Genomic DNA, 21,353 nt, shown 5'->3' on the forward strand with positions numbered 1-21,353 from the left:
AGCAAAAACAGTGCACTGGATGAGCAGCAATTCGAGGCAGACCCGTAGAATCGTTTCGTCTGCTGCTTTTCTGATAGGCTACAATTCCGCCTGGTCTGCCGGGAGGAAGCGGAATCGCCATTTTCCGACAACAAGACCCTCCGGTAAATGTCAACAAAAAGTCATTCTGCAGGATGAAGTTGAAGAGTGATTTTTTGCTTAACCAATAAAAAAATTCACGTCGTTTCTAATATATTAATATTTTACGTTTAAATGGGTAGTTATAAATTCTAAGCGAGTGCTTTTCAAATTGCCGTTATTTATTCTAATTTTTGGAGTTAAAGCTGAATGCGGCGGCAGGTTCATAATAAAAACAACGTAACATTGAAAGTTATAGCAGTTAACGGGAGTCCTCGCAAAGAGGGGAATACCTATCATGCACTGATGGGAGTTGGTCGGCAGTTACAGGAAAACGGTATTGCTTTTGAAATCCTTCATATTGGCAATCAGGCTGTAAGAGGTTGTCTGGCTTGCGGAACATGCGCTAAAAACAGGGATGAAAAATGTACCATTACGACGGATCCATTGAATGAATGGATTCAGCAACTGAAGGCTGCTGACGGTATTATCCTTGCCTCCCCGGTCTATTATGCAGGTATTGCCGGTACCATGAAATGTTTTCTTGACAGGGCATTCTATGTAGCCGGAGCCAATGGCGGCTTGTTCCGCCAGAAAGTGGCAGCCGCAGTTGTGGCTGTTCGTCGTACTGGAGGATCATCCACCTTCGACAGCCTGAACCATTATCTGACCTATGCAGAAATGATTCTTGCAACTTCAAACTATTGGAATATTACCCACGGAAGAGCTCCTGGTGAAGTGTTGCAGGATGGCGAAGGTGTCCAGATTATGGATGTACTTGGACGAAATATGGCCTGGTTGCTCAAAATGCGTGAGCAGACAAAAGTACTGCTTCCCGGTCCGGAACCAGTCAAAAAGGTTTTCACGAGCTTTATCCGATAACCGCCGATTTCGAGCTTGAAAATTGTCTTTACTTTTCTGTGGAAATTCTTATCTTCAATCCCCTGATTCGATTCAGTGAATTGTCAGCAGGCCCTTGTAGCTCAGTGGATAGAGTACTAGTTTCCGAAACTATTGGTCGGCAGTTCGAATCTGCCCAAGGGCACAGGAGAATAAGAGATTTCGGGGTGTGGCTCAGTTGGTAGAGTGCTGCGTTCGGGACGCAGAGGTCGTGGGTTCGAGTCCCGCCACCCCGACACAAGAGTAGTTCCATGGCGTTCCATAGTGTCCGCAAGCCCCTGTACAAGCAGGGGTTTTTGCTTTTCCGTTGTTCGCTTTCATGCTGTATTGTTCGTTATAATCCGCTTGTTTTTGGTAAGCTTTGAAGAGTTATTCCTGTAAACGACGTTAATGCCTTCAAAAAGTCAGGACGAAGCGTCTTGAGGAGAGCAGAAGGATGATGCAAGCTTGGGCCAGACTATCTGGACAAGATAAAGTTGTAACGTGCATGTATCGGAAATTTGCACAAAGGGCGTATCTTAACGAAGTGCATCAAATTACCATTTCATTCAACAGAGGGTAGATCATGACGACCAAAACAAAACGGCAACAAGTCACCTTCAAGATTCCAAAAGAGACCAATGACCGCCTTACTGCTCTTGCCGTAGCGACCAGACGGACGAAAACGTTTGTCCTGGAGGAGGCTGTTTCAGCTTACCTGAACTATAACGAGTGGCAGATTCAAAGCATTCAGAGGGGATTGGAAGATATGAAAGCTGGTCGAGTAACCCCTATTGAAGATGTTATTGCTGAATTGGAGGCAGAGCTTGAAAATTGTCCTGACTAAGGAGGCGAAGGATTCTCTTCGTGAGATAGAGTCCTATATTGGCCAGACCAGCAAAAGAGCAGCCCAGCAAACTATCATCACCATTTTGAATAAGATCACCAGGCAGTTGCCTGCACATCCTCAGAGCGCAAAGCCTGGCATATTAACTGATACCAGGGAACTCTACTTCTCTGATGTACCATACTGCGTTATCTACACTTCGGATAACAAGACGATTACTGTACTGTCAATATTCCACACAGCGCAGAGCCGGTGAAACCGTGTTTCCAGGCCAGTTCTGTTGGCGGAGGTCTTTTTTGGCTTTCGATATCACGTCGGTAGGCGAGTTGCGCAGCTCATTGGCCTGAACAAGCCCTTCACTCTGCACCGAGAGCGAACTGGTACGAAGACGGTAGAACGCCTTATCGGCCCGATTCTGCTGAGCCCTAATCTCCGGGTTCAGGCGCGGCGTTTCCCGAACATTGTACGCCTTGGAACAAACTTTCGGGGGTAGCCACACGGGCAAATCCATCTTCATCGGCAAAGGTGTGTCATGCGGCGACAACGCGTTCGATGTGTTCATCCGTCAAAAAGCTCTGCGTCCGTTCGCAGGTCACTTCGTTGATGGCGTTGATGAAAAGCACCTTGTTTGCAGCATGGTCTCCGCATGGTAAAAGTCAGTTGCCGAGCGTATACCAGAGCAGGAAGAGCGATGAGACGGTCATCATCAGAAATGTTGCAATACCAAAAAAATTGGACCAGCCGTTGTTGGTATATTTTCCCATGATTTTTTTATTGTTGCAGATGTGCAGAATCAGGGCAATAAGTACCGGTGCGGTTACTCCATAAAGTACAGCGGTGTATATCAAAGCCTGGATAGGGCTTATACCGATGAAATGAATGAGCAGACCAATAACGAGAGAGAGTCCCATTGTCAGGTAAAATCCAGGCGCCTCGTAGTATTTTTTGTCAAATCCTTCATTCCAGCCAAATGTTTCTGCAATCATATAGCTCAATGATCCGGCAAGCACCGGAATGGCAAGAAATCCTGTACCAATGACTCCGAGTGCAAAGAGGAGATAGGCCTGGTCTCCGGCAAGAGGACGCAGTGCCCGTGCAGCCTCTTCTACAGTATTGACATGATGAATGCCAGCGTTGAACAAGACCGTTCCTGCCGCCAGAATGATGAAGTAAAAGACCACATTGGTAAAGAGCATCCCTCCCTTCACATCAGCTTCCATGTTGTCCATATTTCTTTTGTCTACAATCAGCCGCTTTTCATGTCGTTCTTCAACCTCCATGGATGCTTGCCAGAAAAAAAGATATGGTGAAATGGTGGTGCCAAGAATGCCAACCAGCGCCATAAAATAGGCCTTGTCGGGTGTAACTGTTGGCAAAACGGTATCCTTGAGTACCTGGGGCCAGTTGACATCAATGAGAAAGGGTATCAGGATGTAGCTGAACAGGGTGAGGCAGAGCCATTTCAGGATAAGGGCTATTTTATGGTATGACCAGAAAATGACACTGTAGAGAATCAGCATTGTGAACAGGAGCGAGAAAAAAAAACCAGGTATAGCAGGGAAGAGAAGATTGCCAACAGCTCCCATCCCGGCAATGTCGGCACCGATATTGAGGGTAATGGAGGGAAAACTGATGAAAAGAATGGCATAGAGGAAATATTTTGGATAATAGCGCTTTATGGCGCCGGTAAGGCCGTGGTTGGTAACCAGTCCGATACGTGCACACATCTCCTGGATGGAGACCATCAATGGATAGGTTACAAGGGCGCTCCAAAGTAACTGCGACCCAAATGCTGCTCCTGCCTGGGTGTAGGTTGCAATACCTGAAGGATCATCGTCACTTGCTCCGGTAATCAGGCCCGGACCAAGCTTTCCCCAGAACCGTTGTATCAGGCCCTCTTTTTTTGCTTTTGGTTTCATCTTCATAAGCTCATTTGCAGAATTGAAACAGTTCGGTTGACCCGTATTCGGAAAATATCAAAAACCCTTGCCTATATTCTAAACGGGTGCATTTTCGTCTACAAGTGACAGCCTCTTTCCAGGGATAATGATCGCATCTGATTGCTGGCAATGAAAACCGAAGGATTTGATGATTTCCAATCTTGCTCTGATTCTGACCAACCGCTCCTGGAGCCGGACTTTTTTTCTGCCATGCGCTTGACCAATGGAGTTGTCTTTCCGGTGGTTGCCGGTGCACTCCTTTTTTTGGGGATTGTCCTTTATGTTCCTTTTTTTGTTCATCTTTTCAGATTTTCTGCCTTACATTCCCTTTATCTTTTTCTGTGTATTGTTGCTGGTATCGGGAGTGTGCCCTGTTTTGAAGCGGTGAAGTGGTTTGTCGCATCCAGATTATCGAGGAAACGCATGTGATTTTGTCCGCAACAAAAATCGGTTTTCTGTTATTTGAAAAGGAGCCATTGATCACTTGAACTGCATTTTTTCTGTTTCCAGTTCCAAAGAAATAACTGGCAGCCTTGATTTTTCTTGCGAAATATGTCGAAAAGAGGGATCTCCTCTCAGCAAGGCTATGTTTCGTAATAGTGTGGAATGGACAGTGAAAAATATCTCAGACAATCACAAGCATAACGCCAGATCATGATAAATTTTTCTTGTTCTTTTCGTTACGAGGTAAGCTGAAAAAATCCATTGCCTCGGATTGCAGGCGCAATGTTATTTTTGTAATCATTTTAATTCAAAAATAATGAGGGAGTTTCTCAAAAACGGAAATGGACTGGAACGTACTGATGAATGGCAAAAAAATTGCTGGATCAATATTGAATGTCCTGATGAAAATGACAAAGATTATGTAATCAATGAACTGAAACTGCCACTCTCTTTTTATTGTGATATTGAGGATATAGATGAACGGCCACGTATTGAAATTGAGGATGGGTGGTACTTTATTCTGCTGCGAATTCCTTATAAAACCAATGATACTGATTTGCCCTTCACCACGATTCCTCTCGGTGTTATCTTTAATAAAGATTTGATTTTATCAATTTGTTTTTTCAAGACCGATCTGATACAGGACTTTATTGAGCATACAAAACGAAAGAATATTGTTGTTGAGAATAATTTTGATCTTCTTCTCAAGTTACTGCTCTCTTCAAGCATCTGGTTTTTGAAATATTTAAAACAGATTAACCAGCAAATCAAAAATGCTGAAAGCAAGCTTGACAAATCTATTAAAAATGAAGATCTCCAGACATTGTTGCAGATTGAAAAATGTCTTGTCTATTTTTTAACCTCTCTCAAGGGAAACGATATTTTACTGCATAGAATAAAAAATATCAAATCTAAAAGGGATGAATTTGATCTTGACCTGATAGAGGACGTTGAGGTTGAGTTAAAGCAGGCGCAGGAGATAACCAATATCTATAGCGACATTCTGAGCGGTATGATGGATGCTTATGCTTCGGTTATTTCCAATAATCTTAATGTTGTGATGAAGCGTTTGACCTCAATATCTATTATCCTGATGATCCCGACCTTGATTGCCAGCTTGTATGGCATGAATGTTCCCAATGCACTGGAAAACTCTCCTTATGGATTCTGGGCCATTCTTCTTTTTTCCTTTTTGCTTTCAACATCAGGAGTTCTGTTTTTTAAAAGCCGAAATTGGCTTTAAGGCATAATACGGCTCTTCAGGAGCAGTGGCAGGTGGTCGGAGTAGCCTCCGGTATATTTTCTTTTTTCAAATGTTGCATAGGGCTTGTTGCCAGTGGCATCGAGAAGCCGGAAAAAAGAGAAGCAACGGAATGCGTTTTGTGGGGCATAAAGTCCAAGCTCATCAAACATTCCTGCACTCAGAAGAATCTGGTCGATCTGTTGCCAACGGTTTTTGTACGAGTAACTTCCGATCCCCTCATAGCCGCTCCAGCAGTTGTAAAGAAATTTTTTACCGTTTGTTTTGAGCCTGGCGGCATCAAATGTCGAACCGAGCCCCTCTCTCAAGGATCGGTTGCCTGGTTCATCGTTAAAGTCTCCCATGATGATAACATCCGCTTTTGGTTTGCTGAGAAGCAGGCTATCGAGAATGTGACGGGCAACGCTGGCGGCTGCAACTCTTTTGGGTTCAGTCCAGTGGGTGTCGAAAGAGCGTGATGGCCAGTGGTTCAGAATGAGGTGAAAGGGGTGGCCCTCACTTAAAAATTCAGCAACGATGATTTTGCGAGTTGCCCTCTCTGCGCTCGCAACGCTGTAGGCTTTCGATGCTTTTGCCTGTACGGTTTGTGGATTGAAGGCGAGTCCGATATCGATACCTCTTGGATCGGAAGAGTTGTGATAAATGGTTTTATAGCCGATATCCGGAATCCCGGAGAGTGTTTTCTCGAACACCTCTCGGTTTTCTACCTCTGCAAAAGCCAAAAGATCAGGATATGCATTGTAGTCGGGGTGTGCTTTCACTGCTGAAAGGAGGTGGCGGATGCGCATCTGTTTCAGGATGAGTTTTTTTTCTGTCCAGTGCAGCTTTCCTTCCGGGGTAAAATCATCGTCGTTGGTTATCGGGTCATTGCGCGTATCGAATAAATTTTCAACGTTCCACCACAGAAAGAGTACGCTTTTTCCGGCTTTTGGATTTCCTGCCGCAGGTTGGGATATCCATGATACGGCACAGAAAAAAAGAAAAACGTAACAGAGTATTTTTCGCATAACCTCTTTCGCTGGAATTTTTTTTCTTTACCATAATGATTATGTAACTTAATCGGGATTTTCCAGTTGTCCATATTTTTTTATTCTCCAACGATCCGGGAAGCATTATGACCCAGAAGAGTGATGTCAAGGAACAAGCTAAAGATATCCTCGAGGAGACTCTTGACAGGGAGGCGGTTATTGTTTTGGCAAGGATATCGGAAGAGATGAAGCTCCTCTTTCAGGCCCATCCGGAACCAGCAATGGCTAAGGTCAAGGAGATTGTGACTGGTTTTTTTCTGGAAAACGGGAAATCGGAACAGTTTATTGACGATTGGATCCATACCTCCGAAGAGTACAGCAGGGCAAGGGGGCTTGGAGAACAGCACCAGCCGAAAGCGATGTTGTCAGATTTGGGAGTATTCAGATTTATGAGCTTTCTGAGAGATAAGGGATTGACCGACGATCAGATTTCTATTGTTTTGACAGGTGCGGTGCAACAGGCAGCTTCCGAGCAGGCGAGTCAGTAAAAGGGTTATTTCGATGTATGCGATATTAACGGCTGTTATTTTCGACAGTTAATCACAAAATAATTACATTTATACATGAAAAAGACGACACAACTCTACGAAGGCAAGGCTAAAAAGGTATTTTTGACGGATGATGCTGATCTGGTGATACAGGAGTTCAAGGATGATGCTACAGCGTTCAATAACAAGAAAAAGGGGAGTATTGCCGAGAAAGGTGTGGTGAACAATGCTATTTCAAGCAAGCTCTTTACGTTGCTTGAAGCGCAGGGTATTCGCACTCACTTTGTTGAAAAACTCTCTGATCGCGATATGCTTTGCCGTTACCTCGATATCATCAAGGTGGAGGTTGTTGTGCGCAATATTGCCGCAGGGTCGCTGGTAAAGCGGTATGGGTTCAGTGAAGGAACGGTGCTGGCAATGCCTATTGTTGAGTTCTATCTGAAGGATGATGATCTTGATGATCCGCTGATGAATGAGGCCCATGCTGTGGCGCTTGGTGTTGCAACGCTTGAGGAACTTGCTTTTCTTAAAAATCGGGCGGAAGCTATCAATGTTCTGCTCAAAGCGTTTTTTGCAGAAAGAAAGTTGAAGCTTGTCGATTTCAAACTTGAATTCGGTCGGCACAACAACGAGATATTGCTTGGTGATGAGATTAGTCCGGATACCTGTCGCTTCTGGGATCTTGAGACGAACGAAAAAATGGATAAGGATCGTTTTCGTTTTGATCTGGGCGGGGTTGAAGATGCATACAGCGAAGTGCAGAAAAGAGTTCTTGATCTTGACTGAGGCCAATACAACAGAGGAGGGGATTTGTTATGCTTGAAGCTGTGATTGTCTGGCTGCAGCATGCAGATCCTTTTGCTGTCTATGTTTTTCTGTTTTTTATCGCTTTTCTTGAAAATGTTGTACCGCCTATACCCGGAGATCTTCCCATCGCATTTATCGGGTATTTGATCTATAAAAGCGGGATAACATTTGCAGGAGCTCTCTTTTCAGCTTCTTTTGGTTCGACAGCAGGGTTTATGCTGGTCTACATGCTCAGTCGGCATCTCGGTCTGAAATTATATGCTGAGGGTGAGAGCACTGTGCAGCACCGTTTGTCAAAAAGTGTTCATCGCTTTTTCCCTCCTTCGGAAATGGTTTTGCTTCGCAGGAAATTTGCCACTCATGGTTATCTTGCCGTGCTGGTAAACCGTTTTCTCTTCGGTTCAAGGGCAGTTATTTCGGTTATGGCTGGATTGATGCATCTTAAGACGCCATTTGTTCTTCTGGCTTCCCTTACAAGCGCTTTTGTCTGGAATGTTCTTTTGCTTTATAGTGGCTTTCTACTTGGAAGCAACTGGAAGGATATCGGCAGTTATGCAGCTCTGTACAGTATTCCGGTATCGATTATTTTTGTTGGAGTGCTTTCTTTTTCAGTATGGAAGTTTTTCCGGGAAAGAAAGCAGAAACATGGTTGAGTTTTTTTGTTATTTATCACCGGCAAATTAACTTGCAGCTTTTTTTTATTTATTCACAAGCATTTTGTTGATCTACCATGGCAAAAGAGTTAAAACTGTATCCTGCTGAAAAGAAAGGTGAGCTTCTTGAGCTTGCTTCAATTGACGATCTCAAGGAAATGGCCCGTCAGGTCCGTCGGGACGTTGTCAGAATGCTTGCTATGGCCAATTCTGGCCATACGGGTGGTTCACTCGGCATGGCCGATGTCTTTACTGCGCTCTATTTTCGGGTACTTCAGCATAAGCCACATGAGTTTTGGCAATATCAGGATGGAGACATGGTGTTTCTTTCCAATGGCCATATTGCGCCAGTCTGGTATAGCGTGCTTGCCCGTTCAGGTTATTTTCCCCTTGGTGAACTGAACTCTCTGCGGAAGATTAACTCTTATCTTCAAGGTCATCCAACTTCTGAAGCGAGGCTTCCAGGTATCAGAATTGCTTCCGGATCTCTTGGACAAGGCCTTTCATCTGCAGTTGGCGCTGCTCTCGGTCTTCGTATTGATGGAAGTGATAATGATGTTTTCTGTCTGATGGGGGATGGTGAGTGCCAGGAAGGACAGATATGGGAGGCTGCCATGAGTGCATCTCATTACAAGCTTGCCAATATCATTGGTATTGTCGATCACAACAATTTGCAGATTGACGGAGAGGTTACTTCCATCATGAATGTTGAGCCTTTTGCAGATAAGTGGCGTTCCTTCGGGTGGGATGTCTACCATTGTGATGGTAATGATATGGAAGATGTTGTCTGCACAGTTGAAAAGATCAAGGCGAGTGATAATCGCTACAGGCCTTCAGTAGTTCTTGCTACAACGATCATGGGAAAAGGTGTTCACTTTTTTGAGGGGAGTATGCCAGATAAATCGAATTGGCATGGAAAACCTCCATCGAAAGATGATGCCGTCAAAGCTCTTGCCATCCTTGGTGAGACTCGTTTCGGTGATTTTTAGGCCGAAGTAATTTCGTGCAGATTCTGGGGGGTACATATAAAGGACGGAAAATCAGGAGCTCATCGTCGCTCGCTATCCGTCCTTGCAGCAGCAGAGTGAAGAAGTCGCTTTTTGATATGCTCACGGCAAGGATGGATTTTGAAGGTGTTTCAGTTCTGGATTTGTTTGCGGGTTTTGGTTCTCTGGGTTTTGAAGCGTTGAGTCGTGGGGCTCAGTCGGTCTGCTTTGTCGACCAGCATGTTGATGCTCTGAAGGCAATGAAGGCAACCGCTCTTCAGTTAGCGCTTCACGATCGGGTTAAAATTGTCAATTCGGACGTTTTGGCATTTCTTGGCCGTACGACCGGGCAGTTTGATCTTCTCTTTTGTGATCCTCCCTATTCCTGGCCTGATTATGAACGGTTGATAGAAAAGATGTTCGCAAGTACTCTTCTCTCTCAGGATGGTCTGGTGCTGATGGAGCATAGTGCCCATCTTGATTTTAGTCACTCGCCCTTTTACTCGTTTCACCGCGATTACGGCATGACGAGAGTTACTTTTTTTCAGCATTGATTTTGTTCAGCAAATGAAACAGAAAGCTATTTATCCAGGAACGTTCGATCCTTTTACCAACGGCCATCTTGATGTGCTTGAACGTGCCTTGAATATTTTTGAGGAGGTTATAGTCGTCATTGCCGAGAATTGCCAGAAACATGCACTCTTTACCATTGAAGAGCGAGAGGCGATGACCAGGGAGGTGACCTGCGATTATCCCGGCGTAACCGTTGAAGTGTTGCACAGGGGACTTCTTGCCGATTATGCGCGTCAGGTCGGAGCGAGAGCTATTGTCAGAGGGGTCAGGCAGGTTAAGGATTTTGAGTACGAGTTTCAGATGTCGCTTCTTAACCGTCAACTCTATCCAGAGGTGACTACGGTTTTTCTGATGCCGAATGTTAAATATACCTACGTGGCTTCATCTATCATCAAGGAGGTTGCCATGTTGGGCGGCGATGTCAGCAAATTTGTGCATCCTTGCGTTCTGGAGATGATGCATCAAAAACGTGAAGAACAGAACTGAAAAAAATATAATAAACCATTTATATATGTCGAAAACAGTTATTCCGGAAGAACAATATCTCACCCGCAGGGTGCTCAGCATGCAGGAATCGCAGACCATGCGAATCAGCAATCTGGCCAATAAAATGAAAGCTGAAGGTCGTGATATCGTCAGTCTTTCAGCCGGTGAGCCGGATTTCCCTACCCCAGCCCACGTCAACCAGGCTGGTATCGATGCCATTAATGCCGGGTTTACCCGTTATACAGCAAATTCAGGTATTGCTGATTTGAAAAAGGCCATTGTAGAAAAGTTCAGACGCGATAATGGTCTGGAGTTTCAGGAAAATCAGATTATCGTCAGCAATGGAGGAAAGCAGACTCTTGCAAACACCTTTCTTGCTCTTTGCGAAGAGGGTGATGAGGTGATTGTTCCGGCACCTTACTGGGTCAGTTTTCCTGAAATGGTTCGTCTTGCAGGCGGCATTCCAGTGATTATTCACACGACTCTGGAAGAGGAATACAAAATGACACCCGCTCAGCTTGATGCGGCCATTACCCCAAAAACGAAGATCGTTGTGTTGAATTCTCCTTCGAATCCAACAGGGGCAGTTTATACAGAAGCTGAAGTACGAGCCTTGATGAAAGTTGTTGAAGGACGTGGTATTTTTGTCGTTTCCGACGAAATGTACGATATGATCGTCTATGGTGATGTTCGTCCCTTCTCTCCAGCAAGGATTCCGGAGATGAAAGAGTGGGTCATTGTGAGTAACGGAGTATCGAAAACCTATGCCATGACGGGATGGAGAATTGGTTACCTTGCAGGCCCCAAATGGCTTATCGATGCCTGTGACAAGATACAGTCGCAGACCACCTCAAATCCTAATGCTATAGCCCAGAAAGCTGCCGTTGCGGCCCTTACAGGAGATCAGGGAATTGTTGAAGAGCGTCGAGCAGAGTTTGAAAAGAGGCGCGATTATATGTATGAGGCTCTCAATAGTATACCTGGATTCAAGACGGCTCTTCCTCAGGGTGCGTTTTATATTTTTCCCGATATCAGTGGTTTGCTCGGTCAGACATTTGATGGCGTTGTTATGAAAGACTCGGCAGATGTTGCCGAATATCTCCTGAAGGTCCATCACGTTGCAACTGTACCGGGGGATGCGTTCGGCGCACCGGAAAACCTTCGCATGTCCTATGCTGCGTCGATTGCTTCACTGGAAGAGGCGATAAATCGTATCAGGAGAGCTTTTAAATAGGGTGTCGATGCTGAAAGTCCGTCGCAGTCGACTGTATACCTTGTGGTTTGGCTGGTATTCACGGCGCCAGTTCAGAAGGTATTTTAATTCGGTACGTGTTTTTATGCAATCCGGAGTGCAGGAGATGGAGCATGGTATTCCGGTTGTATTTTATGCAAATCACTCCTGCTGGTGGGATGGTTTCTGGTCGCAACTCTGTACGGAAGAATTATTTCATCAGAATCTGCATATCATTATCGAATTTAAGCAGTTGCAGAAACATCGCTTCTTTACCCGTATAGGAGCTTTTTCTCTTGACCGTTCCCATCCGAGAAGTGCGATCCAGACGATTCATTATGCTGCTGAATTGCTGACCGCAAAAAGCGAAAGACAGAATGCCTTGTGGATTTTCCCTCAGGGCAGGATAGAGTCTATCGACAAACGCCCCCTTTTCTTTTTTAAAGGGACAGCTTCGATTGTTTCTCGCGTTCTTGAAACTATTCCAGGGATTTACCTGGTTTCAGTTGTCAGCCGGATTGAATACCTCGAAGAGCAAAAACCTGAGCTGTTTTTGTCTTTCAGGGAACCGCTTCAGATTACCCCTACCGAGTTTTTAGGACCGGATGCTCTTACGGCCTACATGCAGAGGATGACTGAGACCCATCTTGACGAACTTAAGGAGAAGATTATCAACCGGACATTTGATGATGCGCATCTTCTTGTCAGGGGAAAGCCATCCATAAACAGAAGGATTGAAGCGATCAGGCTGTTTTTGCATCTGGATAAAAGAGAGAAGAGTTAACCTGTATTTCTGATATAGCTAAAAAGAAGATAAATTTGCCTACCTTGAGGACAGCAAAGAGAATGGCTGGCAGAGGAGAGGTTTTCTGTACATCAAAGCACCTTATTTAACGTCCTTAATTTACTTAAGTTGTAATTATATAAGAATATATGCGGGTTTATGGTTTCCTGCATTCCAAATTAACCGGTTATGAGCAATGTCATATGTAGTTGTCTTTTAGGTGATAATACCAATGTAAGGCTGCGGCTTTCACAATTGCTGCACAGTGAGATGGAATCTATTTATGGGCCAGTTTCTGATGATGCTTCCGACGATATATGTGAAGTTGAGTTGCAGGGTTGCAGAAGGGAGTTTTTCATCAACAACACAGGAGTTCCTTTCAGTATCGGGTTGCAGGTCATTATCGAATCAGACGGTGGTTATGATTTTGGTATTGTTTATTCAACTGGTCAGATAGCGCGCAAAAAGCTTCAGCTCAAAGGGCTGGATAAGAATGGCCAGGAGTGGACTGCAGTGTTGCGGATTGCTGACGAGAGTGACAAACTGGCAATTCTTGATTTGAAAAAACGGCAATCGGAGATACGGGAGGTCTGTCTCAACAAAATTAAAAAGCACGAACTTGATCTGAAACTGGTTGATGTTGAATTGCGTATGGATCAACAGAAACTGTCGGTCTACTATACCTCTTCACATCGGGTTGATTTCAGGACACTTGTTCGTGATCTTGCCGGAGAGTTCAAGGCAAGAATCCAGATGGTGCAGATAACCACACGAGAGGAAGCAAGGAGAGCGAATGCTTTTGGGCCATGCGGTTGCCTTCTCTGTTGCTCGAGCTGGCTGCCTAAAATCCATGCCAACCCCTTTGCTGAAAAGTCGCAATACACCGAAGCAGCAGGCAACGAGAGCCATGCTTTCAATATTACCGGATTATGTAATCGTCCCAAATGCTGTCTTGGGTATTCAAAACATGAAAAAGGCTGCCGCTCTCAGTCGAACGGCAACTCATCGCTCCCCCTTGCAGGAAGCAAGGTCATCACGCCTGAGGGTCCGGCTGTTGTAGAAAGTGTTGATGCTCAGAAAAAACTTGTCTGGCTTCGCTATCTCAAGAACGATCAGACACGCAGATTCCCTATTAACAAGTTCAACGCCCTGTTTGTAAAAAAATAATTACTCGTTTTTAGTCTCAAAGTTAGGGATGACTTACCAGTGACGTATGGTGGCGCTCCTTCACCGGGAACTTCACCTCACCGGACTTCATATTGTGACCGCACTCCGGACAAAAGTGGTAATCGAACATATACCGCCAGTTATTGCCACATTCAGGGCATACAATATCAAGGGGATAACCGCATTTCATACAAAATTTTTCGTCTCCCCCCGTCACGTTCTGACATTTCGGACACCTAAAAGCGCTCATTTTCTCTCCATTTTTTGTGTTACTGTTGCTACAGTTTCTCTTCTGCAACGATCATACATTCCTGCAACGCTATCCTCTTTCAAGTCATAGAACGCGAAGTTGATCACTTTAGTTGCAGGATATAGCGTAGTTATAATCCGGAAAAAAGTGTGTATGGCATTCTTCAACTATGCTTGATACCGGTGCGTATGAGTGTGATAAAGGAAATGAGTGGTGCGAGTTTCCTCTTTTTGGCGGAGAATTATTTTGTTGCTCTATTTTCTATATTGGAGCTTGTTTGCATCTCGTCATCCGTGTAACCGTATTTAATATCATTTTACCCTATGCATCCGTTTACAAAAACCCTTGTCACAACAGCACTTCCATACGCCAATGGTCCGGTTCATCTTGGCCACCTGGCGGGCGTCTATCTTCCTGCGGATCTCTATGTCCGCTATATGAGGCTCAAGGGTGAGGATATCATTCATATCGGTGGCTCGGATGAACATGGAGTGCCCATTACCATTACAGCCGAGAGAGAGGGTATTTCACCCAAGGATGTTGTTGATCGCTATCACCGGATGAACAGTGAGGCCTTCTCAAAATGTGGTATCTCCTTTGATTATTATGGCCGAACCACTTCTGAGGTTCACCACAAGACGGCACAGGAGTTTTTTACTGACATTGAAGAGAAGGGGATTTTTATACGAAAGAGCGAGAAGCTTTTTTTTGACCGCAAGGCTGACCGTTTTCTTTCGGATCGTTATGTGACAGGAACATGCCCGATCTGCAACAATACGGAGGCGAATGGCGATCAGTGCGAACAGTGCGGCACCCATTTAAGCCCGCTCGAACTCATCAACCCGAAAAGCAAGCTCTCCGATGCGACTCCGGAACTTCGCGAGACCATGCACTGGTATTTTCCGCTGGGACGGTTCCAGGATCAGCTTGAGAGCTATGTGCATCAGCATGAGGATGACTGGCGACAGAATGTGCTCAATTATACGCATACCTGGCTGAAGCAAGGCTTGAAAGATCGGGCAATAACCCGTGATCTTTCCTGGGGGATCAAGGTTCCTTTGGAGAGCGAAGAAGCCGAGGGAAAAGTGCTCTATGTCTGGTTTGATGCCGTGCTGGGCTATATCTCCTTTACCAGGGAATGGGCAGAAAAACTGGGGCAGAGTGAGCGGTGGAAAGAGTACTGGCAGAACCCGGAGTGTCGCCTGCTTCATTTTATTGGCAAGGATAATGTTGTGTTCCACACGCTTATGCTTCCAGCAATCCTGATGGCCTGGAATGAAGGCCGCCAAAGCGAATGCTACAATCTTGCCGACAATGTACCTGCTTCGGAATTCATGAATTTTGAGGGAAGAAAATTTTCGAAGTCGAGAAACTATGCTGTCTATCTAGGCGAGTTCCTCGAGAAATTTCCGGCCGATACCCTGCGTTACAGCATTGCGATGAACTATCCGGAAAACAAGGATACCGATTTCAGTTGGCAGGATTTTCAGAACCGAACCAACGGTGAACTTGCCGATACTTTGGGTAACTTCATCAAGCGGTCGGTTGATTTTACCAATGCCCGTTTTGATGGCGAGGTTCCTTGGGACTACAGCGAAGACTTACTTAATAACGTATTACTTTGCGATCAGATTGATGACATAGCAAGGGCTTATGACGGTTTTCATTTCCGGGAGGCGGTATCATCAAGTATGGACATTGCTCGCAATGCGAATCGTTTTCTTACTCAGAATGAGCCTTGGAAGCTGATTAAAACTGATCCTGATGCTGCGGCTCGTGTTATGTCTATATCGCTTAATCTGTGTCATGCACTCTCAATTCTATTTTATCCTGTTATTCCGGAGACCTGCAATCGCATACATGCCATGCTTGGTTTCGATGGCACGATCGACAGCCTCATAAAGCCAGGCGTTTCCCTCTGGGAGCAGGCGAAAAAGCCCGGGTTGAACAAGGGTCATCGGCTTCTTGGAAAATCTGAAATTCTCTTCACAAAAATCGAGGATGCCGACATCGCTCCTGAACTCAAAAAAATAGAATTACTGGTTGCTGAAGCTGAAAAACGTGAGGCTGGAGCTGAACAGCAAAAGATGGAGTTCAAACCGCTCATCAGTTTTGACGACTTTCTCAAGGTCGACCTTCGGGTTGCAAGGGTCATCACGGCTGAAAAGGTGAAAAAAGCCGCAAAACTCCTGAAACTGCAACTCCAGGTTGGTTCTGCCACGAAGCAGGTACTTGCAGGGATTGCCAAATATTATACTCCGGAAGAGATGGTTGGCAAAAATGTGGTCATTGTGGCCAATCTTGCCGATCGCACCATTCGTGATGACGTTTCAGAGGGCATGATTCTTGCCGTAGAAGGCGCTGATGGGAAGCTTTTTGTCATAGAACCCGAAGGAGAGGAAATAAATGGCAGACAGATACAATAAAAGTTTGCAAATGAAGATTTATTGCTTACATTGAGAGCACAAACATCGTGGGGTGGAGCAATTGGTAGCTCGTCGGGCTCATAACCCGAAGGTTGCAGGTTCAAGTCCTGTCCCCACCACCAGTTAAGCCGCCTCTTCAAAGGGCGGCTTTTTTGTTACCCTCAGTTTACAGGCACTCATGACTCTTGAAAACTTGCGTTCCCGACTGTATTCCCTGGCCAGAAAAAAGCGCGTCTCTCTGTTTTTTTTCTACGCAGTTGTCTTCGTGCTCTTTTCGTATTCTGTTTCGGCTGAACCGTTACTCTGCGGTATCGATCGGCTCGAAGCCTCCGGATTCCAGGAGTTCTCCGGTTTACGGATCGGTCTCATTACCAATGCAGCAAGCATCAACCGGAAAGGGGAGCCGGGCTATGCCATCATGCTTCGCAGCGGTGTTAACCTGAAGTTTCTGATGGCTCCCGAGCATGGTTTTTCAGCGGATATTGAAGCAGGTAAAAAAGTTGGCAGCAGCGTGGTTTCAGATACGCTTCCGGTTTATTCACTCTACGGAGCTTCAAAAAAACCGGATATCCGAAAGTTGCAGGAAGTTGATCTGCTTGTTTTTGATCTTCAGGATGTCGGCACCCGTTGCTATACCTATATTTCGACTATGAAGAGTGCGATGGAAGCGTGTGAAGAGGCTGGCATAGCCTTCATGGTTCTTGATCGTCCCAATCCTGTTATTCCCCTGCATGCCGAAGGGTTTATGCTGGCGCCCGGATATGAGTCGTTTGTTGGGGCGGTTGCTGTTCCTTTTCTTCATGCGATGACGGTAGGCGAGATTGCTCTGTTGCTGAAGGAGCAATGCTGCAAGAAGCTTGATCTCCGAGTGATTGCGATGCAGGGGTACGGGCGGGACAAGTTTGCTGATGAGTATCCGGGATTCAGCTTCAAGAGCCCTTCGCCGAACATCAGAAGTATTGACACGGCAATAGTTTATCCTGCCACCGTCTTTTTCGAAGCGACAACCCTCAGTGAAGGGCGGGGTACCGATGCCCCTTTCATGCAGTTTGGAGCCCCTTTTATCAAAAGCGGTGAGCTTGCTGATGCGCTCAAAAGGTACAGCTTGCCGGGAGTTTCGTTCAGTGCCGTCATTTTTCAGCCCACTTCAGGCAAGTTCAGCGGCGTTCAATGCCAGGGAGTGAAGCTCACGGTGACTGATCGTAAAACGTTCACTCCATTTCGAACAGCAACTGCACTCTTGCTTGAACTTCAGCGCCTCTACCCTGATAAACTTGCTCTTGATCAGAGAGGTGATTTTTTTGACCGTCTTGCAGGAACCCCTCTTTTTCGGAAGATGATCAAAAAACAGCTTTCCCTTGAAAGCATTCTGGAGGAGAGTCGCTTGCAAGTGGAGCAGTTCAAACCCGCCTCTTATTTGCTCTACCACTGAAATGCCTTACCGGGGAATAGCTGTTCTGCCGGGCAGGCCATTTTTTGAAAGCAGTATCTGCCAGAGCTGAATAGAACGGGCCCGGAAAGAGCCTGAAAAGCTTAACAGGTAGTAGCGCCACATGCGTTGAAACCGTTCATTGTATCGGGTGCGCAGTTTTGGCCACTGCTTCTCGAAGTTCTCATGCCATGCCTTGAGTGTCAGGGAGTAGTCATAGGTAAAGACGTGCCAGTCTTCGAGCGTGAAAAGCCCCTCATAATTTTTTGTAATCTGGCTTGCAGAGGGTAGCATGGAGTTTGGAAAGATGTATTTGCAACTCCATGGATCACCATTGGTACAGGGTGTGTTGCTGCCGATAGTGTGCAGCAGGGTGATACCATCCGGCTTCAGGCATCTGTTGATCATCCTGAAATAGTTTCGGTAATTTTTATGTCCGACATGTTCGAACATACCGATTGAATAAATTCTGTCGAAGGAATCCTGGATGGCGCGATAGTCGGTCACCTCAATGGTGACTGGCAGACCTTTGCACTGTTCCCTGGCAAATCTGGCCTGTTCGGCAGAAACCGTTATAGCGGTCACCGAAACACCATACTCTTCAGCAGCGAAGCGGGCAGCTCCACCCCAGCCGCAGCCGATATCGAGGATATGCATTCCTGGCTTAAGCTGCAGTTTGTCGAATACCAGGCGGAGTTTCTTCTCCTGCGCTTCATCAAGATCCTCAGTCTCTTTCCAGTATCCACAGCTATAGATCATGCGTTTATCGAGCATGGTTTCAAAGAGGTCATTCCCGGTATCGTAATGGTGTTTCCCGACGGTAAATGCTCTTGACGGTCGTTGCAGGTTGAAGGTTTTGCCGATCCATTTTCCAGCCAGCATGGCCGGAGTAACGATTTGTTCATCAACCTTCGAGCTGAGGAGCCGGAAAAAGAACTCTTCAAGGTCATGGCAATCCCACCAGCAATCCATGTAGGCCTCTCCAAGACCGAGGTTGCCCTCGGTGATGACACGCTGGAAAACAAGGGGCTGATGAATCTGGATGTCCCAACGACGATGGCCATTGATACTGATGTCTGCAGGTTCGAAGAGACGTTCCAACTGCGTTTTAAAGTAGTTGTTCAACATTTCCTGAGAGTCAGTTTTGATGGGTAAGAAGCTATCCTGAAGCCTTGAATGTTCCTTCTGTCCTCAACCGACAAATCTGCGCATTTCCCTTATGCAAGTATTGCCTGTTGACTGGAAATTGTCAATCTCCAGATCTGCAAGCAATTCTCCCTCGTTATTTCTGAAGAAAAAATCCTCACCTCATACTCAGCAACTTTTTTATTTCATCGCTGATGTATAATACCGAAATACAGTGTAATGTACGTAATGATCGGCTTTTTGTCAAGCCTTCTCCAGGTTGCTTGTGGATCGAAAGGGTGTACTTTCAACCGTGGAGCTGAAAAAAAGCAGGAGAAGAGCTTCCGTTCAGGAATTCTGGATGGGAGCAGGAGTTCAGAGAATGGAAACAGAGAGGAGGTCAGTCAAGCCTCAGACTCTTTTTTCTGTTTTTTTTGTTTCGATGTCGTTTCTGATTCCGGTTTTTTGGGACGTCCTCTTTTTTTTGAGCCACTCTCTTTTTCGGCCTTTGGGCTGGGGAGTTCCGGTTCAGTGGCCATTTCATCGGGCTCTACAAGCTGTTCGTCAAGGCTTTCGTCGAGATGTTCATCGTGGATCTCTGGTTCGACGATAAGATCAAGATCATCGCACAGGAGTTCATCGATGATTTCATCTACCGGAGTCTGTGACTTTCCTCTCACACCTCGCTTGCTTTTCATTGCGGGCTCAATCAGGGTAACAACCTCATTTATGGAAGAAAAAATGTAGAGTTGTTTGTCGAGATTGGTCAATTTGAGAAGATCCTTGATCTGTTTACAGAGAGAGACAAAAATGGCCAATCCCTCTGACTGATTCGAGAGTTGATGAGCAAGCAGCATTGAGCTTATTCCGCAGGAATCAATGGCTTTTACCTGAGAAAAATCGATAATCAGGTTTTTGGTGTTCTCCTTGTTCACCATTCCGTCAATTGCCTGCCTGAATGCCTCTTTATGACGGAAATCGAAAACATCTTCCTCTATTTTCAGGATGGTCAATTCTTTACGGGTTGATACTGAGTGTTTCATGGTGATTTCCTGCGATAAAACCTGTAAAAGATTATAAATAAAACAGAGAGAGAATTACTCGCCAAGAGGATTATGCAACTTGTTGATAAAAAACACAGGGCATGATTTCCATGGGAGAGTCATTAATACCTAAGGTAAAAAAAAAGCTCATTGTTAATATTTATTTTAATCCGGAAAAAAAGATTTCTTGCATACATAGAGGTAAATGGAGTGATCAGGGGCCTTTTGAAAGCCGTTCAGCCAGCGAGTCAAGCTCCTTGCTGTTCAATGGGGCATCTGTCCAGTTTACGCTGAGCCGATTGTGAAAAAAAGTCAACTGCCGTTTTGCATAATTGCGTGTATGCTGCTTTATCAGTCGAACAGCATCATCAAACGAGATCATTCCATCGAGGTATTGAAAAAATTCCTGATATCCCACCGATTGCAGAGAAGATACTTTTCCACTGGCAATCAGTTTGTGATACTTGTGATAAAGCCCTTTAGCCTCATCGTAGAGTCCTGCATCAATCATATTATCAGTACGATGGTTGATACGCTGATAGAGCGTGGCACGCTCCATTGCAAGCCCTGTAGTGACAAAGCAGAGGTCACCATGCTGTCGCTTTTTTGCCCTTGCCTGTAACTCTGTGACGCTCAAACCGGTTATCTCAATGATTTCAAGACTTCGGATAAGGCGCTGGCTTTTTGTGGGGTCAAGAGTTGCGGCCTGATCGGGGTCTCTTTCGAACAGCTTTGCATAGAGCTTCTCGTTTCCTTCCTCTTCAAGTTCACCAAGCAGTCTTGCTCTTATTTCCGGGTTTGCGGGAGGGAGATCAGCAAACCCTTCAATCAGCCCCTCAAGGTAGAGTGTGGATCCTCCAGCAACAACCGCACGCTTTCCCCTTCGGTGCAGAGTGATAATCCGCTCTGCAGCTTCTGTGGCAAAGTCACCAGCCGTGAAGGGTTCTCCAATATTTTTTTCATTGACAAAATGGTGTCTTATCTCCCCGAGCGCACTCTCCGAAGGTTTCGCTGCACCGATATCAAATTCGCGGTAAATCTGCCGTGAATCGGCAGAGATGATTTCACCTCCGATCTTTTTTGCAACTGCCAAAGCAAGGGCAGATTTGCCAGAAGCTGTGGGTCCAAGAATAACAATAACCGACGGTTGTTTCTTCTCTGCTGTGGCCATATTTTTTATTTGGTAGAAGATGATCCATTTCATTCCAAGATAGAAATAAATGGTAAACCAAAATCACCATCTCTTCATTCTGTATGCGTGACTTCCATCATGTCAGCCCGAAAAACTGGATTAACAGTGGCTCTCGTCAAGCTTATTATGAAGAGGTATCATTGGAACTCATTTTTCCTTGAAACGACCAGGAACGTGCGGTTGGAGATACAATTGGA

26 protein-coding genes and 3 tRNA genes are annotated in these 21,353 nt (G+C 45.5%); 21 read left to right on the top strand and 8 right to left on the bottom strand.

What is annotated here, in order from left to right:
* The first annotated feature begins 19 nt into the window (after nt 1-19).
* From PPHA_RS15900 to PPHA_RS16750, 6 genes are all read left to right on the top strand, one after another.
* Nucleotides 20-190, top strand: coding sequence for a hypothetical protein (locus PPHA_RS15900; RefSeq protein ID WP_190274030.1), 171 nt, complete (start codon nt 20-22; stop codon nt 188-190).
* A 173-nt stretch (nt 191-363) separates the two neighbouring features.
* Nucleotides 364-999, top strand: a complete 636-nt coding sequence (locus PPHA_RS05875) for a flavodoxin family protein (RefSeq protein WP_041526727.1) — start codon at nt 364-366, stop codon at nt 997-999.
* Nucleotides 1,000-1,089: 90 nt separating this feature from the next.
* Nucleotides 1,090-1,162 (top strand) — tRNA-Arg (locus PPHA_RS05880).
* Between the two features lie 18 nt (nt 1,163-1,180).
* Nucleotides 1,181-1,253, top strand: a tRNA-Pro gene (locus PPHA_RS05885).
* Nucleotides 1,254-1,582: 329 nt separating this feature from the next.
* Entirely contained in the window at nt 1,583-1,843 is a 261-nt protein-coding gene (locus PPHA_RS05890; protein WP_012507946.1) for a CopG family ribbon-helix-helix protein, read from the top strand.
* The gene (locus PPHA_RS16750; protein ID WP_083765310.1) at nt 1,797-2,099 is read left to right on the top strand and encodes a type II toxin-antitoxin system RelE/ParE family toxin; all 303 of its coding nucleotides are present in this window, start codon (nt 1,797-1,799) and stop codon (nt 2,097-2,099) included. The genes PPHA_RS05890 and PPHA_RS16750 overlap by 47 nt, the downstream gene beginning before the upstream one ends.
* On the opposite strand, the gene PPHA_RS15530 is transcribed toward PPHA_RS16750, so the two are convergent.
* A complete protein-coding gene (locus tag PPHA_RS15530) occupies nt 2,070-2,354 on the bottom strand; it encodes a hypothetical protein (RefSeq protein WP_150085611.1) in 285 nt (94 codons plus the stop codon). The genes PPHA_RS16750 and PPHA_RS15530 overlap by 30 nt on opposite strands.
* On the opposite strand from PPHA_RS15530, the gene PPHA_RS16755 reads away from it, so the two are divergent.
* Nucleotides 2,314-2,496, top strand: coding sequence for a hypothetical protein (locus PPHA_RS16755; protein WP_190274031.1), 183 nt, complete (start codon nt 2,314-2,316; stop codon nt 2,494-2,496). The genes PPHA_RS15530 and PPHA_RS16755 overlap by 41 nt on opposite strands.
* Before the next feature lie 3 nt (nt 2,497-2,499).
* Here the strand turns inward: PPHA_RS16755 and PPHA_RS05900 are convergent, their stop codons facing one another.
* The gene (locus tag PPHA_RS05900) at nt 2,500-3,762 is read right to left on the bottom strand and encodes an NRAMP family divalent metal transporter (protein ID WP_012507948.1); all 1,263 of its coding nucleotides are present in this window, start codon (nt 3,760-3,762) and stop codon (nt 2,500-2,502) included.
* 78 nt (nt 3,763-3,840) lie between these two features.
* A complete protein-coding gene (locus PPHA_RS16245) occupies nt 3,841-4,083 on the bottom strand; it encodes a hypothetical protein (protein ID WP_223294052.1) in 243 nt (80 codons plus the stop codon).
* Here PPHA_RS16245 and PPHA_RS05905 point away from each other — a divergent pair.
* Both PPHA_RS05905 and PPHA_RS05910 read left to right on the top strand, forming a co-directional pair.
* Nucleotides 3,994-4,212: a cation transporting ATPase C-terminal domain-containing protein gene (locus PPHA_RS05905; RefSeq protein WP_223294021.1), complete on the top strand. Its 219-nt coding sequence runs from the start codon at nt 3,994-3,996 to the stop codon at nt 4,210-4,212. The genes PPHA_RS16245 and PPHA_RS05905 overlap by 90 nt on opposite strands.
* A gap of 331 nt (nt 4,213-4,543) precedes the next feature.
* Complete coding sequence (locus tag PPHA_RS05910; RefSeq protein ID WP_012507950.1) at nt 4,544-5,470, top strand: magnesium transporter CorA family protein; 927 nt, start codon at nt 4,544-4,546, stop codon at nt 5,468-5,470.
* On the opposite strand, the gene PPHA_RS05915 is transcribed toward PPHA_RS05910, so the two are convergent.
* Entirely contained in the window at nt 5,467-6,495 is a 1,029-nt protein-coding gene (locus PPHA_RS05915; protein WP_012507951.1) for an endonuclease/exonuclease/phosphatase family protein, read from the bottom strand. The genes PPHA_RS05910 and PPHA_RS05915 overlap by 4 nt on opposite strands.
* Nucleotides 6,496-6,602: 107 nt before the next feature.
* On the opposite strand from PPHA_RS05915, the gene PPHA_RS05920 reads away from it, so the two are divergent.
* The 9 genes from PPHA_RS05920 to PPHA_RS05960 all read left to right on the top strand — a co-directional run bounded on the left by PPHA_RS05920 (nt 6,603) and on the right by PPHA_RS05960 (nt 13,691).
* Nucleotides 6,603-7,004 carry a hypothetical protein gene (locus PPHA_RS05920; protein WP_012507952.1) on the top strand — a complete coding sequence of 134 codons (402 nt, stop codon included), beginning with the start codon at nt 6,603-6,605 and terminating at the stop codon, nt 7,002-7,004.
* Nucleotides 7,005-7,079: 75 nt separating this feature from the next.
* The gene (purC, locus tag PPHA_RS05925) at nt 7,080-7,790 is read left to right on the top strand and encodes a phosphoribosylaminoimidazolesuccinocarboxamide synthase (protein WP_012507953.1); all 711 of its coding nucleotides are present in this window, start codon (nt 7,080-7,082) and stop codon (nt 7,788-7,790) included.
* Between the two features lie 29 nt (nt 7,791-7,819).
* Entirely contained in the window at nt 7,820-8,464 is a 645-nt protein-coding gene (locus tag PPHA_RS05930; RefSeq protein WP_012507954.1) for a DedA family protein, read from the top strand.
* A gap of 77 nt (nt 8,465-8,541) precedes the next feature.
* On the top strand, nt 8,542-9,453 hold the full coding sequence (locus PPHA_RS05935) for a transketolase (RefSeq protein ID WP_012507955.1): 912 nt from the start codon (nt 8,542-8,544) through the stop codon (nt 9,451-9,453).
* A 14-nt stretch (nt 9,454-9,467) separates the two neighbouring features.
* A complete protein-coding gene (gene rsmD / locus PPHA_RS05940; protein ID WP_012507956.1) occupies nt 9,468-10,004 on the top strand; it encodes a 16S rRNA (guanine(966)-N(2))-methyltransferase RsmD in 537 nt (178 codons plus the stop codon).
* A gap of 13 nt (nt 10,005-10,017) precedes the next feature.
* A complete protein-coding gene (gene coaD / locus PPHA_RS05945; protein WP_012507957.1) occupies nt 10,018-10,509 on the top strand; it encodes a pantetheine-phosphate adenylyltransferase in 492 nt (163 codons plus the stop codon).
* Nucleotides 10,510-10,534: 25 nt separating this feature from the next.
* Nucleotides 10,535-11,743 (top strand): pyridoxal phosphate-dependent aminotransferase, encoded by a 1,209-nt coding sequence (locus PPHA_RS05950; protein ID WP_012507958.1) that lies wholly within the window; start codon nt 10,535-10,537, stop codon nt 11,741-11,743.
* A gap of 7 nt (nt 11,744-11,750) precedes the next feature.
* Nucleotides 11,751-12,524: a lysophospholipid acyltransferase family protein gene (locus PPHA_RS05955; protein ID WP_012507959.1), complete on the top strand. Its 774-nt coding sequence runs from the start codon at nt 11,751-11,753 to the stop codon at nt 12,522-12,524.
* 189 nt (nt 12,525-12,713) lie between these two features.
* Nucleotides 12,714-13,691, top strand: coding sequence for a PSP1 domain-containing protein (locus PPHA_RS05960; protein WP_012507960.1), 978 nt, complete (start codon nt 12,714-12,716; stop codon nt 13,689-13,691).
* Nucleotides 13,692-13,713: 22 nt separating this feature from the next.
* On the opposite strand, the gene PPHA_RS16760 is transcribed toward PPHA_RS05960, so the two are convergent.
* A complete protein-coding gene (locus tag PPHA_RS16760; protein ID WP_083765311.1) occupies nt 13,714-13,941 on the bottom strand; it encodes a double zinc ribbon domain-containing protein in 228 nt (75 codons plus the stop codon).
* 323 nt (nt 13,942-14,264) lie between these two features.
* On the opposite strand from PPHA_RS16760, the gene metG reads away from it, so the two are divergent.
* The 3 genes from metG to PPHA_RS05975 all read left to right on the top strand — a co-directional run bounded on the left by metG (nt 14,265) and on the right by PPHA_RS05975 (nt 17,799).
* Nucleotides 14,265-16,367: a methionine--tRNA ligase gene (gene metG, locus PPHA_RS05965; RefSeq protein ID WP_012507961.1), complete on the top strand. Its 2,103-nt coding sequence runs from the start codon at nt 14,265-14,267 to the stop codon at nt 16,365-16,367.
* A gap of 46 nt (nt 16,368-16,413) precedes the next feature.
* Nucleotides 16,414-16,489, top strand: a tRNA-Met gene (locus PPHA_RS05970).
* A gap of 56 nt (nt 16,490-16,545) precedes the next feature.
* Nucleotides 16,546-17,799, top strand: coding sequence for an exo-beta-N-acetylmuramidase NamZ family protein (locus PPHA_RS05975; protein WP_012507962.1), 1,254 nt, complete (start codon nt 16,546-16,548; stop codon nt 17,797-17,799).
* Between the two features lie 6 nt (nt 17,800-17,805).
* Here PPHA_RS05975 and cfa read toward each other — a convergent pair whose 3' ends face one another.
* The 3 genes from cfa to miaA form a co-directional block, all read right to left on the bottom strand.
* Nucleotides 17,806-18,924 (bottom strand): cyclopropane fatty acyl phospholipid synthase, encoded by a 1,119-nt coding sequence (cfa, locus tag PPHA_RS05980; RefSeq protein ID WP_012507963.1) that lies wholly within the window; start codon nt 18,922-18,924, stop codon nt 17,806-17,808.
* Nucleotides 18,925-19,325: 401 nt separating this feature from the next.
* A complete protein-coding gene (locus PPHA_RS05985) occupies nt 19,326-19,964 on the bottom strand; it encodes an STAS domain-containing protein (RefSeq protein WP_012507964.1) in 639 nt (212 codons plus the stop codon).
* Nucleotides 19,965-20,178: 214 nt separating this feature from the next.
* Nucleotides 20,179-21,135, bottom strand: a complete 957-nt coding sequence (miaA, locus tag PPHA_RS05990; RefSeq protein WP_012507965.1) for a tRNA (adenosine(37)-N6)-dimethylallyltransferase MiaA — start codon at nt 21,133-21,135, stop codon at nt 20,179-20,181.
* Between the last annotated feature and the right edge of the window lie 218 nt (nt 21,136-21,353).

The sequence above is a fragment of the Pelodictyon phaeoclathratiforme BU-1 genome (assembly GCF_000020645.1).
GTDB lineage: Bacteria > Bacteroidota > Chlorobiia > Chlorobiales > Chlorobiaceae > Chlorobium > Chlorobium phaeoclathratiforme.

Bases quoted from the DNA above. Each gene is read 5' to 3' on its own strand.
- PPHA_RS15900 (WP_190274030.1), top strand. From the start codon at position 20: ATGAGCAGCAATTCGAGGCAGACCCGTAGAATCGTTTCGTCTGCTGCT.
- PPHA_RS16750 (WP_083765310.1), top strand. From the start codon at position 1,797: ATGTTATTGCTGAATTGGAGGCAGAGCTTGAAAATTGTCCTGACTAAG.
- PPHA_RS05930 (WP_012507954.1), top strand. From the start codon at position 7,820: ATGCTTGAAGCTGTGATTGTCTGGCTGCAGCATGCAGATCCTTTTGCT.
- PPHA_RS05890 (WP_012507946.1), top strand. From the start codon at position 1,583: ATGACGACCAAAACAAAACGGCAACAAGTCACCTTCAAGATTCCAAAA.
- PPHA_RS05950 (WP_012507958.1), top strand. From the start codon at position 10,535: ATGTCGAAAACAGTTATTCCGGAAGAACAATATCTCACCCGCAGGGTG.
- miaA (WP_012507965.1), bottom strand. From the start codon at position 21,135: ATGGCCACAGCAGAGAAGAAACAACCGTCGGTTATTGTTATTCTTGGA.
- PPHA_RS05985 (WP_012507964.1), bottom strand. From the start codon at position 19,964: ATGAAACACTCAGTATCAACCCGTAAAGAATTGACCATCCTGAAAATA.
- PPHA_RS05935 (WP_012507955.1), top strand. From the start codon at position 8,542: ATGGCAAAAGAGTTAAAACTGTATCCTGCTGAAAAGAAAGGTGAGCTT.
- purC (WP_012507953.1), top strand. From the start codon at position 7,080: ATGAAAAAGACGACACAACTCTACGAAGGCAAGGCTAAAAAGGTATTT.
- PPHA_RS05905 (WP_223294021.1), top strand. From the start codon at position 3,994: ATGCGCTTGACCAATGGAGTTGTCTTTCCGGTGGTTGCCGGTGCACTC.
- PPHA_RS16760 (WP_083765311.1), bottom strand. From the start codon at position 13,941: ATGAGCGCTTTTAGGTGTCCGAAATGTCAGAACGTGACGGGGGGAGAC.
- PPHA_RS05910 (WP_012507950.1), top strand. From the start codon at position 4,544: ATGAGGGAGTTTCTCAAAAACGGAAATGGACTGGAACGTACTGATGAA.
- PPHA_RS16245 (WP_223294052.1), bottom strand. From the start codon at position 4,083: ATGAACAAAAAAAGGAACATAAAGGACAATCCCCAAAAAAAGGAGTGC.
- PPHA_RS15530 (WP_150085611.1), bottom strand. From the start codon at position 2,354: ATGGATTTGCCCGTGTGGCTACCCCCGAAAGTTTGTTCCAAGGCGTAC.
- PPHA_RS05915 (WP_012507951.1), bottom strand. From the start codon at position 6,495: ATGCGAAAAATACTCTGTTACGTTTTTCTTTTTTTCTGTGCCGTATCA.
- PPHA_RS05960 (WP_012507960.1), top strand. From the start codon at position 12,714: ATGAGCAATGTCATATGTAGTTGTCTTTTAGGTGATAATACCAATGTA.
- cfa (WP_012507963.1), bottom strand. From the start codon at position 18,924: ATGTTGAACAACTACTTTAAAACGCAGTTGGAACGTCTCTTCGAACCT.
- coaD (WP_012507957.1), top strand. From the start codon at position 10,018: ATGAAACAGAAAGCTATTTATCCAGGAACGTTCGATCCTTTTACCAAC.
- PPHA_RS05920 (WP_012507952.1), top strand. From the start codon at position 6,603: ATGACCCAGAAGAGTGATGTCAAGGAACAAGCTAAAGATATCCTCGAG.
- PPHA_RS05900 (WP_012507948.1), bottom strand. From the start codon at position 3,762: ATGAAACCAAAAGCAAAAAAAGAGGGCCTGATACAACGGTTCTGGGGA.
- PPHA_RS05955 (WP_012507959.1), top strand. From the start codon at position 11,751: ATGCTGAAAGTCCGTCGCAGTCGACTGTATACCTTGTGGTTTGGCTGG.
- metG (WP_012507961.1), top strand. From the start codon at position 14,265: ATGCATCCGTTTACAAAAACCCTTGTCACAACAGCACTTCCATACGCC.
- PPHA_RS05975 (WP_012507962.1), top strand. From the start codon at position 16,546: ATGACTCTTGAAAACTTGCGTTCCCGACTGTATTCCCTGGCCAGAAAA.